This window comes from Nocardioides sp. 31GB23 (assembly GCF_040012395.1).
Taxonomy (GTDB): Bacteria; Actinomycetota; Actinomycetes; order Propionibacteriales; family Nocardioidaceae; genus Nocardioides; species Nocardioides salarius.
In genome coordinates this window covers 1-14,644 of sequence record NZ_JBDYKJ010000097.1, presented here as the reverse complement: position 1 = coordinate 14,644, position 14,644 = coordinate 1, and the positions used below count along the sequence as shown (strand labels likewise).

The 14,644-nt window shown below is 74.7% G+C and carries 16 protein-coding genes and 1 tRNA gene; 15 read left to right on the top strand and 2 right to left on the bottom strand.

Translation table 11 applies throughout. The annotated features are described in order from the left end of the window. The first annotated feature begins 94 nt into the window (after positions 1-94). The 4 genes from ABKW28_RS21315 (at position 95) to ABKW28_RS21300 (ending at position 2,272) form a co-directional block, all read left to right on the top strand. The gene (locus ABKW28_RS21315; RefSeq protein WP_348613091.1) at positions 95-508 is read left to right on the top strand and encodes a septum formation initiator family protein; all 414 of its coding nucleotides are present in this window, start codon (positions 95-97) and stop codon (positions 506-508) included. Between the two features lie 20 nt (positions 509-528). Further along, positions 529-1,029, top strand: a complete 501-nt coding sequence (locus ABKW28_RS21310; protein ID WP_193670190.1) for a DUF501 domain-containing protein — start codon at positions 529-531, stop codon at positions 1,027-1,029. After that, positions 1,020-1,976, top strand: coding sequence for an exopolyphosphatase (locus tag ABKW28_RS21305; RefSeq protein WP_348613089.1), 957 nt, complete (start codon positions 1,020-1,022; stop codon positions 1,974-1,976). Before ABKW28_RS21310 ends, ABKW28_RS21305 begins: the two co-directional genes overlap by 10 nt. 62 nt (positions 1,977-2,038) lie before the next feature. Continuing rightward, complete coding sequence (locus ABKW28_RS21300; protein ID WP_193670062.1) at positions 2,039-2,272, top strand: hypothetical protein; 234 nt, start codon at positions 2,039-2,041, stop codon at positions 2,270-2,272. Positions 2,273-2,353: 81 nt separating this feature from the next. On the opposite strand, the gene ABKW28_RS21295 is transcribed toward ABKW28_RS21300, so the two are convergent. Then, positions 2,354-3,535 (bottom strand): zinc-dependent alcohol dehydrogenase, encoded by a 1,182-nt coding sequence (locus tag ABKW28_RS21295; protein WP_193670061.1) that lies wholly within the window; start codon positions 3,533-3,535, stop codon positions 2,354-2,356. 184 nt (positions 3,536-3,719) lie between these two features. On the opposite strand from ABKW28_RS21295, the gene ABKW28_RS21290 reads away from it, so the two are divergent. From ABKW28_RS21290 to ABKW28_RS21255, 8 genes are all read left to right on the top strand, one after another. Further along, positions 3,720-5,213, top strand: a complete 1,494-nt coding sequence (locus tag ABKW28_RS21290; RefSeq protein ID WP_348613087.1) for an FAD-dependent oxidoreductase — start codon at positions 3,720-3,722, stop codon at positions 5,211-5,213. Continuing rightward, positions 5,210-5,842: an endonuclease gene (locus ABKW28_RS21285; protein ID WP_348613085.1), complete on the top strand. Its 633-nt coding sequence runs from the start codon at positions 5,210-5,212 to the stop codon at positions 5,840-5,842. The genes ABKW28_RS21290 and ABKW28_RS21285 overlap by 4 nt, the downstream gene beginning before the upstream one ends. 1 nt (position 5,843) lies before the next feature. Next, a complete protein-coding gene (locus ABKW28_RS21280) occupies positions 5,844-6,560 on the top strand; it encodes a uracil-DNA glycosylase (RefSeq protein ID WP_348613083.1) in 717 nt (238 codons plus the stop codon). Further along, positions 6,557-7,105, top strand: a complete 549-nt coding sequence (locus ABKW28_RS21275) for an ACT domain-containing protein (protein WP_348613081.1) — start codon at positions 6,557-6,559, stop codon at positions 7,103-7,105. The genes ABKW28_RS21280 and ABKW28_RS21275 overlap by 4 nt, the downstream gene beginning before the upstream one ends. Beyond that, positions 7,102-7,656 carry a peptide deformylase gene (gene def / locus ABKW28_RS21270; RefSeq protein WP_341231091.1) on the top strand — a complete coding sequence of 185 codons (555 nt, stop codon included), beginning with the start codon at positions 7,102-7,104 and terminating at the stop codon, positions 7,654-7,656. The genes ABKW28_RS21275 and def overlap by 4 nt, the downstream gene beginning before the upstream one ends. 15 nt (positions 7,657-7,671) lie before the next feature. Then, positions 7,672-7,748, top strand: a tRNA-Leu gene (locus tag ABKW28_RS21265). Between the two features lie 190 nt (positions 7,749-7,938). Next, positions 7,939-8,568 carry a class I SAM-dependent methyltransferase gene (locus ABKW28_RS21260; RefSeq protein ID WP_341231092.1) on the top strand — a complete coding sequence of 210 codons (630 nt, stop codon included), beginning with the start codon at positions 7,939-7,941 and terminating at the stop codon, positions 8,566-8,568. A gap of 259 nt (positions 8,569-8,827) precedes the next feature. Beyond that, positions 8,828-9,691 (top strand): Bax inhibitor-1/YccA family protein, encoded by an 864-nt coding sequence (locus ABKW28_RS21255; protein ID WP_348613079.1) that lies wholly within the window; start codon positions 8,828-8,830, stop codon positions 9,689-9,691. Positions 9,692-9,770: 79 nt separating this feature from the next. Here the strand turns inward: ABKW28_RS21255 and ABKW28_RS21250 are convergent, their stop codons facing one another. Next, entirely contained in the window at positions 9,771-10,799 is a 1,029-nt protein-coding gene (locus ABKW28_RS21250) for an SGNH/GDSL hydrolase family protein (protein WP_348613077.1), read from the bottom strand. Positions 10,800-10,915: 116 nt separating this feature from the next. Between ABKW28_RS21250 and ABKW28_RS21245 the strand changes: the two genes are divergently transcribed. From ABKW28_RS21245 to ABKW28_RS21235, 3 genes are all read left to right on the top strand, one after another. Continuing rightward, entirely contained in the window at positions 10,916-12,316 is a 1,401-nt protein-coding gene (locus ABKW28_RS21245) for a cystathionine beta-synthase (RefSeq protein ID WP_348613075.1), read from the top strand. 94 nt (positions 12,317-12,410) lie between these two features. Next, positions 12,411-12,866, top strand: a complete 456-nt coding sequence (locus tag ABKW28_RS21240; RefSeq protein ID WP_348613070.1) for an OB-fold domain-containing protein — start codon at positions 12,411-12,413, stop codon at positions 12,864-12,866. Then, positions 12,863-14,059 (top strand): lipid-transfer protein, encoded by a 1,197-nt coding sequence (locus ABKW28_RS21235; RefSeq protein WP_348613068.1) that lies wholly within the window; start codon positions 12,863-12,865, stop codon positions 14,057-14,059. The genes ABKW28_RS21240 and ABKW28_RS21235 overlap by 4 nt, the downstream gene beginning before the upstream one ends. Positions 14,060-14,644: the final 585 nt, after the last annotated feature.

Sequence of the window (14,644 nt, the reverse complement as noted above, 5' to 3'; positions counted from 1 at the left end):
CCCCCCCCCCCCCCCCCCCCCCCCCCCCCCCGGGCCGACCCCTCCCACGGGTGCCACGCCCCGCCGTCGCCCCCGACCGACCGGTCGCGCGGCGGTGCTGGTGCTGGTGGTCGCGGTGCTGGCCGTCTCCTACGCCAGCTCGGCGCGCGCCTACCTGCAGCAGCGCAGCGAGCTCGACGCGCTGCGCGCCGAGATCGCCGAGACCGAGGCCAGCATCTCCGACCTCGAGCGCGAGATGCGCCGCTGGGAGGACCCCGCCTACGTCACCCAGGAGGCGCGCGAGCTGGGCTACGTGATGCCCGGCGAGACGTCGTACGTCGTGCTCGACGAGAACGGTGAGCCGCTCGAGCCGGCCGCCGAGCTCGCCGACCCCGACCAGGTCGGCCCCGAGGTCGAGCCGGCCTTCTGGGAGGACGCCTGGGCCTCGGTGCTGCTGGCCGGCAACCCGCCGCGCAACCCCGGCACCCCGCCCCTGACCGAGATCGACGGCTCCGAGGAGCAGCAGTGAGCGACCAGCCGACCGACCGGCTGCCCGGCATCGACCCGGCCGACCAGGCGGTCGTCGACGAGCAGCTCGGCCGCTCGGCCAGCGGCATCGCCGAGGTCGGGCACCGCTGCCCCTGCGGCAACCCCGACGTGGTGACCACGGTGCCGCGGCTGCCCAGCGGCACGCCGTTCCCGACCACCTACTACCTCACCTGCCCGCGCGCGGCCTCGCGCATCGGCACCCTCGAGGGCTCGGGACTGATGAAGGAGATGGAGGCGCGCCTCGCCGACGACGAGGAGCTGGCCGCGGCGTACGCCGCCGCCCACGAGCGCTACCTCGCCGCGCGCACCGAGATCGGCCGGGCCGCCGGCCTCGACGTGCCCGAGATCGAGGGCATCTCGGCGGGCGGGATGCCCGACCGCGTCAAGTGCCTGCACGTGCTGGCCGGCCAGTCCCTGGCCCAGGGCCGCGGCGTGAACCCGCTCGGCGACGAGGTCCTCGACGCGCTCGGCGCCTGGTGGGAGCCCGGCCCGTGCGTGTAGCCGCGGTCGACTGCGGCACCAACACCGTCAAGCTGCTCGTCGCCGACGTCGACGTCGAGGCGGGCACCGCCACCGAAGTGGCCCGCGAGTCGCGGATGGTGCGCCTCGGCGAGGGCGTCGACCGCACCGGCCGGCTGGCCGAGGCGGCCCTGGCGCGCACCTTCGCGGCCGTCGACGAGTACGCCGCCCTGGTGCGCGAGCACCGGGTCGACCCGGTGCACACCCGCTTCTGCGCGACCTCGGCGACCCGCGACGCCGACAACGCCGAGGAGTTCGGCGACGGCGTCGAGCAGCGCCTGGGCGTGCGCCCCGAGGTGCTCACCGGCGGCGAGGAGGCCCGGCTGGCCTGGGCCGGCTCGGTGCGGGTGCTGCGCGAGACCCCGGCTGCCCCGGTGCTCGTCGTCGACGTGGGCGGCGGCTCGACCGAGCTGGTGCTCGGCCACGCCGGCGCCGAGCAGGACCGGCCCGACCAGGCGCACTCGATGGACATCGGCTCGGTGCGGCTCACCGAGCGGCACCTGCACTCCGACCCGCCGAGCGCCGAGGAGGTCGCGGCCTGCGTGGCCGACGTCGACGCGGCCCTCGACCAGTGCCCGGTGGCCGCCGGCGACGCCCTGAGCGTGGTCGGGGTGGCCGGCACGATCACCACCCTGGCCGCCGGCGTGCTCGCCCTGGCCGCCTACGACCGCGCGCTGATCGACCAGCAGGTGCTCGACGTCGCCGAGGTGCACCGCGAGTGCGACCGGCTGGTCGGCCTCAGCGTCGAGCAGCGCCTCGACCTGCCGTGGATGCACCCCGGCCGCGCCGACGTGATCGCCGCCGGCGCGCTGATCGTGTCGCGGGTGCTGGCGCGCACCAGGGCCACCGAGCTGGTCGTCAGCGAGAGCGACATCCTCGACGGGATCGCCTGGGACCTCGCCCAGCGCTCGGCTCAGCCCTCCCCCTGAGGTGGATTGAGCCGCCGCACAGCGGGTAGGGGGACCGGGTCACCGACGAGAGGACCAGACCCATGAAGAAGATCCCGATGCTGATCGCCGCCGGCGCCGGCTACGTGCTCGGCGCCCGCGCCGGCCACGAGCGCTACGAGCAGATCAAGGCGGGCGCAGCGCGGGTCCGCCGCGACCCGCGGGTCCAGGACGCCACCCAGCGCGCCACCGACACGGTCAAGGAGAAGGCCGGCGAGGTCGCCTCCGACGCCGTGGAGGCCGCGAGGCGCCAGAACTCGATGCCGCCGGCTCCCTGAGCCGGTCTCCACGACGACGAAGAGCCGCCCGTCCCGGGACTCCCGGGGCGGGCGGCTCTCGTCGTGGGGCCGTGGGGTCGGTCAGGGCGTGAAGACGACCTTGATCATCTCGTCCTGCTTGCCCTGGAACTTGGCGTAGGCCTCCGGCGCCTCGGCGAGGGGGAGCCGGTGGGTCACGAACTGCTCGGTGCCCAGCGGGTCGGCGTCGTCGACCAACAGCGGCATGATGTCGTCGGTCCACCGGCGCACGTTGGCCTGGCCCATCCGCAGCTGCAGCTGCTTGTCGAACATCTGCATCAGCGGCATCGGGTCGGCGGCGCCGCCGTAGACGCCGAGCAGCGACACGGTGCCGCCGCGACGTACGGCGTCGAGCGAGGCGTGCAGCGCCGCGAGCCGGTCGAAGCCGGCCGACATCATCAGCGGCTTGGCCACCGCGTCGGGCAGCAGCCCCACGGCCTTGATCGCCTTCTCGGCCACCGGGTTGCCGTGCGCCTCCATGCCCACCGCGTCGATGACCGCGTCGGCGCCGCGCCCACCGGTGCGGCTGCGGACCTCCTCGGCGACGTCGTCGACGGCGTCGAGGTCGATCGTCTCCGCGCCGCGGGCCCGCACCCGGGCGAGCCGCTCGGGCACGCGGTCGACCACGATCACCCGGATGCCGCGGTGCATCGCGATCCGCGCGGCCATGTCGCCGATCGGTCCGGCGCCCATGATCAGCAGGGTGCCGTCGGCGGGGCAGTCGGCGTACTCGACGCCCTGCCAGGCCGTGGGCAGCACGTCGGAGAGGAAGACGAAGCGGTCGTCGACGGGGCCCTCGGGCACCTTGACCGGCAGGAAGTCGGCGAACGGCACGCGCAGCAGCTCGGCCTGCCCGCCGGGCACCGCGCCGTAGAGGCTGCTGAAGCCGAAGAGGCTGGCGCCGGTGCCGTGCTCGTGGTTCTGGGTGGTCTCGCACTGCGAGTACAGGCCGCGCTCACAGGTCCAGCAGCTGCCGCAGCTGATGTTGAACGGCACCACGACCCGGTCGCCGACCTTGAGCTTGCTGACCCCGGGCCCGACCTCGCGCACGATGCCCATCGGCTCGTGGCCGACGATGTCGCCGGGGGTCATGAACGGGGCCAGGGGCTCGTAGAGGTGCAGGTCCGAGCCGCAGAGACCGGTGGTGGTGATCTCGACGATCGCGTCGGAGGGGTCCTGGATGGTGGGGTCCGGCACGTCCTCGACGCTGATCTTGGACGGGCCCTGCCAGGTGACTGCCTTCATGGGGGGTGCTCCCTTTGCTCGTCGTCGTACGTGCTCCAGCGCTCACCGGGGTCCCCGGCGAGCCAGTGCCCCACGGTGCGCGGCCGACGGGGGTCGACGCGACCTCCCTGGGGGTGAGTCGTGCCCGGCGGGGGTTGTCGCAGGCTGGGACGGGTCCGGCCCCTCGACCCGTCCAGGAGTGCAGATGAGCGCCGAGAGCGTGTGGTGGCAGCACCGGGGACACCCCCCGACCCAGCCGGCCGACCCGGATCCCGGGCAGGCGGGCCCCGACGAGACCTTCGACACGGTCGTCGTCGGGGCCGGCGTCACCGGCCTGACGACCGCGCTGGCGCTGGTGCGGGCCGGGCGCTCGGTGCTCGTCGTCGAGGCGCGCCACCCGGGAGCGGTCACGACCGGGCGCACCACCGGCAAGGTCTCGGCGCTGCAGGGCACGACCCTGTCGTCGTTGACCAGCCAGCACGGCTCCGGCGGTCGCCGGCGCCTCGAGGCGTACGTCGAGAGCAGCCTGGCCGCCCTCGACTGGGTGGCGGCCTTCTGCGAGGAGACCGGCGTGCCGGCCGAGCGCCGTGACGCCGTGACGTACGCCGCCGCGCCCGAGGAGGTGCCGACGGTGCGCGAGGAGCACGAGGCGGCCGCCTCCCTCGGCCTCGACGTCGCCTGGCGCGGCACGCCCGACCTGCCGGTGCCGGCCCACGCGGCCACCGTGCTGGCCGACCAGCTGCAGCTCGACCCCGTCGCGCTGGTGCTGGCGCTGCTCGACCGGGTGCGCGCCGGCGGCGGCCGGCTGCTGACCGGGCGCCGGGTCCAGCGGCTGCGCCAGCGCGGGGAGGTGGTGCACGTGCTGGGCGAGGACGGCCTCGACGTGCGCGGGGAGCACGTGGTGCTCGCCACCGGCACGCCCGTGGTCGACCGCCGCCTGCACTTCGCCCGGCTGACGCCGCAGCGCAGCTACCTGGTGGCCTACCGCCACCCCGCGCCGCCCGAGGTGATGGCGCTCTCGGCGGGCTCGCCCGGCCGGTCGTGGCGCGGGGGCGAGCTCGACGGCAGCGGCCTGCTGCTGGTGGGCGGCGAGGGGCACGAGACCGGACGCGGCCGCCGGGAGTCCACCCGCGTCGACCGGCTGCGCTCCTGGACCGCCGAGCACTTCTCCGACGCCGTCGAGCTGGCCGCCTGGTCGGCCCAGGACTACGTCTCCCTCGACGGGCTCCCGCTGGTGGGCGGCCTGGGCTCGCCGACGTCGCGGGTCAGCGTGGCCACGGGCTACCGCAAGTGGGGCCTGACCAGCGGCGTCGCCGCCGGCCTGGCGCTGGCGGGCGAGCAGACCGGTGCGCCGGTGCCGTGGGCGCGCGACCTCTACACCCGTGCGCCGCGGCTGCGCGACCTGCCCGCCTTCCTCGGCGTGCAGGCGGGGGTGGCGGCGGGCGAGGTCGGCTCCCTCGCGCGCGGCGTACGCCGGCCGCCGTCGAGGGCCGCCACCGAGGCGGGCGGCTGCGCGGCACTCCCCGTCTGCACCCACCTGGGCGGGACGCTGCGCTGGAACGACCACGAGCAGACCTACGACTGCCCCCTGCACGGCTCGCGGTTCTCCGCCGACGGCGAGGTGCTCGAGGGGCCCGCGACCCGGTCGCTGGCCCGGCTGCCGCGCCGGGGAGGTCGGCACGCGGGGGAGACGACGTGAGCCGCGACCAGGTGCCCGAGGGGGTGCTCGAGGAGCTGCTCGCCGAGCACGGGCGCACCTACGCCGACCAGGCCGGCATCACGCTGCGCGACAAGCCGGCGCCGCTCTTCCAGCTGCTGGTGCTGGCGACGCTGTCGTCGGCGCCGATCTCGGCCGACGTGGCGGCCACGACCGCCCACGAGCTCTTCCGGGCGGGGTGGCGCACGCCCGAGCGGATGCGCTCGGCCACGTGGCAGCAGCGCGTCTACGCCCTGGGCCGCGGCGGCTACCGCCGCTACGACGAGCGCACCGCCACGGTGCTCGAGGAGTCGGCCGCCCTGCTGGAGGAGCACCACGGCGGCGACCTGCGCCGGCTGCGACGCGAGGCCGACGGCGACCGCGACGCGCTGGTCGAGGCGCTGCAGGAGTTCCCGCGGGTGGGGCCCACCGGCGCCCGGATCTTCTGCCGCGAGGCCCAGGCCGTGTGGCCCGAGCTGGTGCCGTTCTTCGACGACCGCGGCCTGGAGCGGGCCGGAGGGCTGGGCCTGCCCACCGACCCCGGCGCCCTGGCCGACGTGGTCGGTGCCGACCCGGGCGAGGTGGCGCGGCTCTCGGCCGCGCTGGTGCGCTCGGCGCTGGCCGACGGCTGAGGTGCCCCGCGAGCCGCTCGACCCGCTGCAGCGGCTCGAGGACCGCCTGGTCGACTGCCGGGCCTGCCCGCGCCTGGTCGCGTGGCGCGAGCAGGTCGCGCGCGAGAAGCGGGCGGCGTACGCCGACGAGGACTACTGGGGGCGACCGGTGCCCGGCTGGGGCTCGAGCGACCCGCGCATCCTCGTCGTGGGCCTGGCCCCGGCCGCCCACGGGGCCAACCGGACCGGGCGGATCTTCACCGGCGACCGCTCCGGCGACTGGCTCTTCGCCTCCCTGCACCGGGTCGGCCTGGCCGCGATCCCGACCAGCACCCACGCCGGCGACGGCCAGGCGCTGCGCGGCACCCGCCTGGTCTCCGCGGTGCGCTGCGCGCCGCCCGACAACAGGCCCACCCCCGCCGAGCGCGACACCTGCGCCCCGTGGCTCGACGAGGAGCTCGCACTGCTCCTGCCCGGCGTCGAGGTCGTGGTGGCGCTGGGCGCCTTCGGGTGGGCCGCGGCCCTGACGGCGCTGGCCCGGGTGGGCGCCGACGTGCCGCGTCCGCGGCCGCGCTTCGGGCACGCCGCCGAGGTCCGCCTGCCCGTCGACGGGCGCGAGCTGCCGCTGCTGGGGTGCTACCACCCGAGCCCGCACAACACCGTCACGGGGCGGCTGAGCGAGCAGATGACGGACGAGGTGCTCGGCCGCGCGGCGGCTCTTGCGAGAATGGACGGGTGAGCACCGACCCCGCACCGACCAGCCTGCACGCCGTCACCGTCCTGGGCCACGACCGGCCCGGCATCATCGCCGAGACCACCGGCCGTCTCGCCGAGCTGGGCCTCAACATCGAGGACTCCACGATGACGCTGCTGCGGGGGCACTTCGCGATGACGCTCGTGTGCTCCGGGCCCGCGGCCGGCGTCGAGATCGAGCAGGCGCTGGCGCCGCTGGCAGCCGACAGCGCCCTCACCGTCACCGTGCGCGACGTCGACGACGCGCACGCCGAGCCGGCCCCCGTGGGGCAGGGCACGAGCTGGCTGCTGACCGTGCACGGCGGCGACCGGGCCGGCATCGTCTCGGCGATCATCGGCCGGGTCGCGATGGTGGGCGGCAACATCACCGACCTCACCACCCGGCTGGCCGGCGACCTCTACCTGCTCGTCGCCGAGATCGACCTGCCCGCCGACGCCGATGCCGGCGCGCTGTCGCAGGCCATCGACGAGGCCGCCGCGGGCCTCGGCGTGCGCGCCACGCTGCGCGCGGCCGAGGCCGACGAGCTGTGAGCGAGCACCCGGTCGCGGCCTGGAGCGAGCACGACCTGGGCGTCGAGGGACGCGTGCTCGAGGTCGTGCGCGCCCCCGCGGAGGTGCTCTCGACGGTGGGGGAGCGGGTCGACCCCTGCAGCGCCGAGAGCGTCCAGCTGGCCGCCGACCTCGTCGCCACGATGCGGGTCAGCCCCGGCTGCGTGGGCCTGGCCGCCCCGCAGGTCGGGGTCAGCGCCCAGATGTTCTGCGTCGACGTCTCCGAGCACCCCAAGACCCGCGGGCACCACGGCACGTTCGTGCTGTGCAACGCCGAGGTCGTCGCCTCGAGCCGCAACGAGAAGGCGCGCGAGGGGTGCATGAGCGTCCCCGACCTGACCGGCGACGTGAAGCGCGCCTCGCGCCTGACCGTGCGCGGGCAGCTGCCGGGCACCGGCCTGGAGGTCGAGGTCGAGACCAGCGCCTTCGAGGCCCGCGCCCTGCAGCACGAGATCGACCACTGCCAGGGGCTGCTCTTCGTCGACCGGGCCGCCGGTGCGCACGCCATCTACGCGCGCAAGACTTACCTCTGAGCCGACAGGCTCACGGCCCCTGTATCCCAATCGGCAGAGGAAACCGCCTTAAAAGCGGCTCAGTCTGGGTTCGAGTCCCAGTGGGGGCACCACGGAACGGGGGTACGCTGCTGGTGGGGAGGGAACCGAGCACCGGCCACTCATGCCCCCCATCCGTGGCCGGCAGCTCCTGCCCCCGGCAGGGCCGATCGCGGTGCCGCTGCGACCGCGAGGAATGTCCCCGGCCCTGCCGTCACCCTCCCTCGGCGCCCGCGGGGCCCGGCCGGCCGTCATGATGGGCGGATGAGCGAGCACGACGAGCGGCACCAGTGGAGCGCCCGGGCCTGGGACGAGCGGTACGCCGAGAAGGGCGCGATCTGGAGCGGACGGGTCAACCCCCGCCTGGTCGAGCAGGCCGGCGACCTGGAGCCCGGCACGGCCCTCGACGTGGGCTGCGGCGAGGGCGGCGACGCGTTGTGGCTGGCCGCCCGCGGGTGGCGGGTCACCGGCATCGACGTCTCCCAGGTCGCGCTCGACCGGGCCGCCGCCCGCGCCGCCGAGGAGGGTCTCGAGGTCGACCTGCGCCAGGTCGACCTGCTCGACGAACCCGTGCCCGGCGGCCCCTACGACCTGGTCTCCGTCTTCTTCCTGCACGTGCCCCGCCCGGTCTTCGACGCCCTGTACGCCGCCCTCGCCGCGACCGTGGCGCCCGGCGGGTCGCTGCTGGTGGTGGGCCACCACCCCGACGACGAGCACACCGGCGTGCGCCGCCCGCACGGCGAGGACCTGCTCTTCGGCCCCGACCGGGTCACCGCGCTGCTCGACGACACCGACTGGGAGCTGCGGACGGCGGACGCACCGACCCGGTCGCAGGACCTCGACGGCCGGCCGGTCACGGTCACCGACACCGTCGTGCACGCCGTACGCCGCTGACCCGAGCCGGCGCCAGTTCCTCGCGAGCCGGCGCTACTTCCTCGCGAGCCGGCGCCAGTTCATGCCAGTGCGAGTGAACTGGCGCCGGCTCGGCGGGAACTCGAGCCGGCTCGGCGTTTCTCAGCGACTTCACAGCCGCCCCCGTGGCCTTGGGGGAACGCCGGCGCCCGCCGCGGCGTTGGACTGGTCGGAACCACTACAGTGGAACCACCACAGCGGCCGTCGACGCGGCCACCACCCGGCCTCCAAGGAGAGACCAATGAAGAGCAACAACCCGGTGTTCTCGCGCTCGGAGGAGTTCAACCGCTCCGGCGCGAACGCCTACGGCAACCAGACGTACGCCGGGGGCTACGGCTCCGACCCCTCGACCTGGGGGACCGGCACCCCCGGTGACACCGGCTACGCCGCCCCGCAGGCGCCGGCCGCCCCCATGACCATCGACTCGGTGGTCCAGAAGACCGCCATCACCCTGGGCGTGGTCCTGGTCGCCGCCTTCGCGACCTGGGTCGTGACCCCGGACCTGCGCGGCAGCACCGAGGCCGCCAGCTCGCTCTACGCCGCCCTGATGATCGGCACCTTCGGCGCGTTCGCCCTCTCGATGGTCAACTCCTTCAAGAAGGTCGTCAGCCCCGGCCTGGTGCTGGCCTACGCCGCGCTCCAGGGCGTGGGCATGGGTGCCTTCTCGAAGGTCATCGAGCAGACCTTCGTGCCCGAGGGCTCGGGCTCGATCGTGATGCAGGCGGTCATCGGCACCTTCGCCGCCTTCGCCGGCACCCTGGCCGCCTACAAGTTCTTCGACATCCAGGTCGGCAACAAGTTCCGCACCTTCGTGGTCGCGGCCATGTTCGGCATGGTGGCCCTGGGCCTGCTCGAGGTCGTGCTCGGCATGTTCGGCAGCGCGATGGGCTTCCTGGGCTTCGGTGGCCTGGGCCTGCTCTTCGCGGTCGCGGGCCTGGTGCTCGGTGTCTTCATGCTCATCCTCGACTTCGACTTCGTCGAGCAGGGCGTGGCCAACCGGATCCCCGAGCGGGAGTCCTGGCGCGCGGCGTTCGCGCTGAGCGTCAGCCTGGTGTGGATCTACACCAACCTGCTGCGCATCCTCGCGATCCTGCAGAACGACTGATCCACCGCCGCCACGGTGCGGCACACGACGGCCCCCGGAGCACTGCTCCGGGGGCCGTCGTCGTACGCCGCGAGGGGTCTCAGGCGTCGACCGGCACGTCGGTGTCGTCGTTCTCGTCGGGGGTCTCGCCGGCGGTCGCGGGGCGGCGCCGGCGGTGGCGCAGCTCGACCCACAGCCCGCGCACGCCGCGGCGGTCGCCGCCGACCTGGGTGCCGTCGAGCTCGGTGCCGGGGGTCTTGACGGCCTGGATGGCGGCGTCGGTGATCGGCAGCACGCCCTCGCCGCGCAGCGCCTGCAGGGACTCCTCGTCGGCCTCGATCACGCCGAGGGCGGCCAGCACGCTGGGCAGCAGCACGGTGACCAGGGAGCGGTAGCCGGTGGCGGAGGGGTGGAACTGGTCGGGGCCGAAGAGCAGCGCGGGCGCGGCGGCGAACTCGGGGCCGAGCACCGAGCCGAGAGAGACGGTGCGCCCGCCCTCCTCGATGACCGCGATGGTCTGGCCGGCCGCGAGCCGGCGCGACCACGAGCGGGCCACCTGCTTCAGCGGCGGCGCGATCGGCTTGAGGGTGCCCAGGTCGGGGCAGGTGCCGACCACCACGGCGACGCCGGCCTCGTGCAGGCGGCGCACGCCCTCCTGCAGGTGCCGTATCGACGTGGCGGGCGGGACGATGTGGGTGACGTCGTTGGCGCCGACCAGGATCAGCGCGACGTCGGGCTCGATGGGCAGCGCGCGGTCGATCTGCTCGTCGAGGTCGGAGGTCTTGGCGCCGACGACGGCGAAGTCGCGCAGGTAGACGCGGCGGTCGGCGTGCTCGGCCACGCCGCTGGCCAGCAGCGCCCCGGGGGTCTGCTCGACCCGCTCGACGCCGTAGCCGGCCGCGCTGGAGTCGCCGAGCAGGGCCACCTTGATCGCCGGACCGGGCCGGCCGCGGCCGTACCAGCCGGTCGGGTCGGGCGGCGGCTCCTCGAGGATCGGCCCGATGGTCTTGCGGGCCAGCTTGGCCTCGGCGGTCAGGACGCCGTAGAGGCCGGCGCCCAGCACGGAGAGCCCGCCGCCGCCGTAGGCCGCGGCGGACGCGAGCTTGCGTGCTGCTGCTGCCTTCCCCACACCGGGGAGTGTAGTGACCGCGCGGACCCCGACCGGACCACCCCGGAGGCGCCGGAGCGACCGGTGGTCGTCGTCACGTTTGGTCGCGGCGCCCCCGGCCGTCCTAGATTGTGGACATGCAGTACGTCGACTCCGTCCTGGACCTGATCGGCAACACCCCGCTCGTGCGCCTGAGCCGCACCCTCGACGGGCTGGCCGACGGCCCCCTCGTGCTGGCGAAGGTGGAGTACCTCAACCCGGGCGGCTCGGTGAAGGACCGCATCGCCACCCGCATGATCGAGGCCGCGGAGGCCTCCGGCGAGCTGCAGCCCGGCGGCACGATCGTCGAGCCGACCTCCGGCAACACCGGCGTCGGGCTGGCGATGGTGGCGCAGCAGAAGGGCTACAAGTGCGTCTTCGTGTGCCCCGACAAGGTCAGCGAGGACAAGCGCAACGTGCTGCGGGCCTACGGCGCCGAGGTCGTGGTCTGCCCCACCGCGGTCGCCCCCGAGCACCCCGACTCCTACTACAACGTCTCCGACCGGCTGGCCTCGCAGCCCGGCGCCTGGAAGCCCAACCAGTACGCCAACGTGCACAACCCGCGCAGCCACTACGAGACCACCGGCCCCGAGGTCTGGGAGCAGACCGAGGGCCGGGTCACCCACTTCGTGACCGGGATGGGCACCGGCGGCACCATCTCCGGCGTCGGGCGCTACCTCAAGGAGCAGGCTGCGCTGGCCGGGCGCCAGGTCCAGGTGGTCGGCGCCGACCCGGCCGGCTCGGTCTACTCGGGCGGCGACGGGCGCCCCTACCTCGTCGAGGGCGTGGGCGAGGACTTCTGGCCCGAGACCTACGACCGCTCGGTGGCCGACCGGGTCATCGAGGTCTCCGACGCCGACTCCTTCGCGATGACGCGCCGCCTGGCCCGCGAGGAGGCGCTGCTGGTGGGCGGATCCTGCGGCATGGCCGTGGTGGCGGCGCGCCAGCTGGCCCACGAGCTGGCCGAGAAGGGCCGCACCGACGCCGTCATCGTCGTCCTGCTGCCCGACTCCGGGCGCGGCTACCTGACCAAGATCTTCAACGACGAGTGGCTGGCGCAGTACGGCTTCGCCACCTCCGAGGGCGGCGACGTCTCGCGGACCGTGGGGGAGGTGCTGCGCGGCAAGTCCGGGCGGCTGCCCGACCTGGTGCACACCCACCCCAACGAGACCATCGCCGAGGCCGTGGCGATCCTGCAGGAGTACGGCGTCTCGCAGATGCCGGTCGTGCGCGCCGAGCCTCCGATCGTGGCCGCCGAGGTCGCGGGCTCCGTCTCCGACCGGGCCCTGCTCGACGCCCTGTACGCCGGCCACGCCCACCTGACCGACCGGGTCGAGGACCACATGTCGGCGCCGCTGCCCACCATCGGCGCCGCCGAGGAGGCCACCGACGCGGTGCGCCTGATGGAGAGCGCCGACGCGGTGCTGGTGCACGAGGACGGCAAGCCCGTGGGCGTGCTGACCCGCCAGGACCTCCTGGCCTTCCTCGCCCGCGCCTGAGACACCCCGCTCCGTCGCCGCTGGGTGAGACCGCGGTGGCCGCGGCGCCGCCTCCCGGGCTAGTGTGAGAACACGTTCTAGTTCTGGAGGGCGCATGTCCGCACCTGCCATCGAGGGGTGGTTCACCACCGGCCCCGACCCCACGCTCACCGGCGAGCGGTGCACCACCTGCGCCACGGTCTACTTCCCGCCGACGATCGCCGCGGCCGGCTACTGCCGCCACCCGGCGTGCGAGGGCGAGGAGTTCGAGCGGGTTCCGCTCTCGCGCCGCGGGCGGGTGTGGTCCTACACCGACGCGCAGTACCAGCCGCCGCCGCCGTACCCCGCCCCCGACCCGTTCGAGCCGTTCGCGATCGCAGCCGTCGAGCTGCCCGAGGGCATCGTCGTGCTCGGCCAGGTCGCCCGCGGCTACGGCGTCGACGACCTGCGCGTGGGCGCCGAGGCCGAGCTCGTCGTCGAGCCCGAGGCCGTGGGTGGCGCCCTGGTGTGGAAGTGGCTGCCGCTGGGGTCGGGCCACGTCACCGAGCTGGGCGAGGAGGCCGACCAGTGAGCCCCGCCGACCGGGGGGTCGCCGTCGCCGGGGTGGGCATGCACCCGTGGGGCAAGTGGGGCCGCAGCTTCGTGCAGTACGGCGTGCACGCCGCCCGCCAGGCACTCGGCGACGCGGGCGTCCCGTGGAGCGACGTCGACCTGGTGGTAGGCGGCGAGACCGTGCGCAACGGCTACGCGGGCTACGTCGCCGGTTCCACCTTCGCCCAGGCGCTGGGCTGGAACGGCGCGCGGATCGCCACGTCGTACGCCGCCTGCGCCACCGGCGCGCAGGCCCTCGACACCGCGCGGGCACGGATCCTCGCCGGGCTGTGCGAGGTGGCGCTGGTCGTGGGCGCCGACACCACGCCCAAGGGATTCCTGGCGCCCAACGCCGGCGAGCGCTGGGACGACCCCGACTGGCTGCGCTTCCGTCTCGTGGGCATGACCAACCCGGCCTACTTCGCGATGTACGCCCGCCGGCGGATGGACCTCCACGGCGCGACACCCGAGGACTTCGCGCAGGTGAAGGTGAAGAACTCGCGGCACGGGCTGGCCAACCCGAACGCCCGCTACCGCAAGGAGGTCAGCGTGGCCGACGTGCTGGCCAGCGCGGTGGTCAGCGACCCGCTGCACCTGCTCGACATCTGCGCGACCTCCGACGGCGCCGCCGCGGTGGTGCTCGTCTCCGACGACTACGCCCGTCGGCACGGCCTGGGCGAGAGCGTGCGGATGAGCGCCGTCTCCACGGTCACGCCCACCTTCCCGAACACCGTCCTCGACATGCCGCTGCTGTCCACCGACGCCAGCGGCGGCACCGAGCCGGAGCACACCTTCAAGGAGTCCCTGGCCGCGGCGGCCTACGAGGAGGCCGGCCTCGGACCCGAGGACGTCGACGTCGCCGAGGTCTACGACCTCTCGACGGCGCTCGAGCTCGACTGGATCGAGGACCTGGGGCTGTGCGCGCGAGGTGAGGCCGAGTCCCTGCTGCGCGCGGGGGAGACCACGATCGGTGGGCGGATCCCGGTCAACCCGTCGGGCGGGCTGGCCTGCTTCGGCGAGGCCGTGCCCGCCCAGGCCCTCGCCCAGGTCTGCGAGCTCACCTGGCAGCTGCGCGGGCAGGCCGAGGGCCGCCAGGTCGAGGGGGCACGGGTCGGCATCACCGCCAACCAGGGTCTCTTCGGGCACGGCTCCGCGGTGGTCCTGGTTCGCTAGGGAGGCCGCGCGGGCGGCCCACGCCCACGTGGCCCACCACGCGCTCGCCGAGGGCCGCCACCCAGGAGCGCTCCTGGCCCTCGCGCACGATGAGCTGCTCGACCGGGAAGGGCAGCGGCCACCGCATCGGGTACGACGACGTGGGCTGCTGCTCGCCGAGCGAGCGCACCAGTGCGGGCAGGTCGCAAGGCGTGCGGGGACGCACGACGGGGGAGGGGAGCACCGCGCCAAGCACCGCGCCATCGTCCCCGTCGTGGCCGGCCGGACGGGCCTCCCCGAGGGTGGGAACGCCCCGAATTGACGCTTCCGGGACGGCCGACCTAATGTTCTTCTCGTTGCCCCGGCAGCCGGCCGAAAGGCCCGGACCGGAGCACAGCAGGACCCGAGGCATCCGCCTCAGACCTCCAGCAGCAGGACTCGCTGGCAGGTCTGTCGGTGTGCCTGGGGGCGGATGCTCGCCAGCCGAGTGTCGCGCAGCTCCCCGGAGTTGACGCGGTACACCCGGACGGGTAAGTTTCTGCAGGTTGCCCCGCCGCTGGTGCCGAGAGGTGCTGGGACGGTGTGCGTCTGATTCTTGAGAACTCA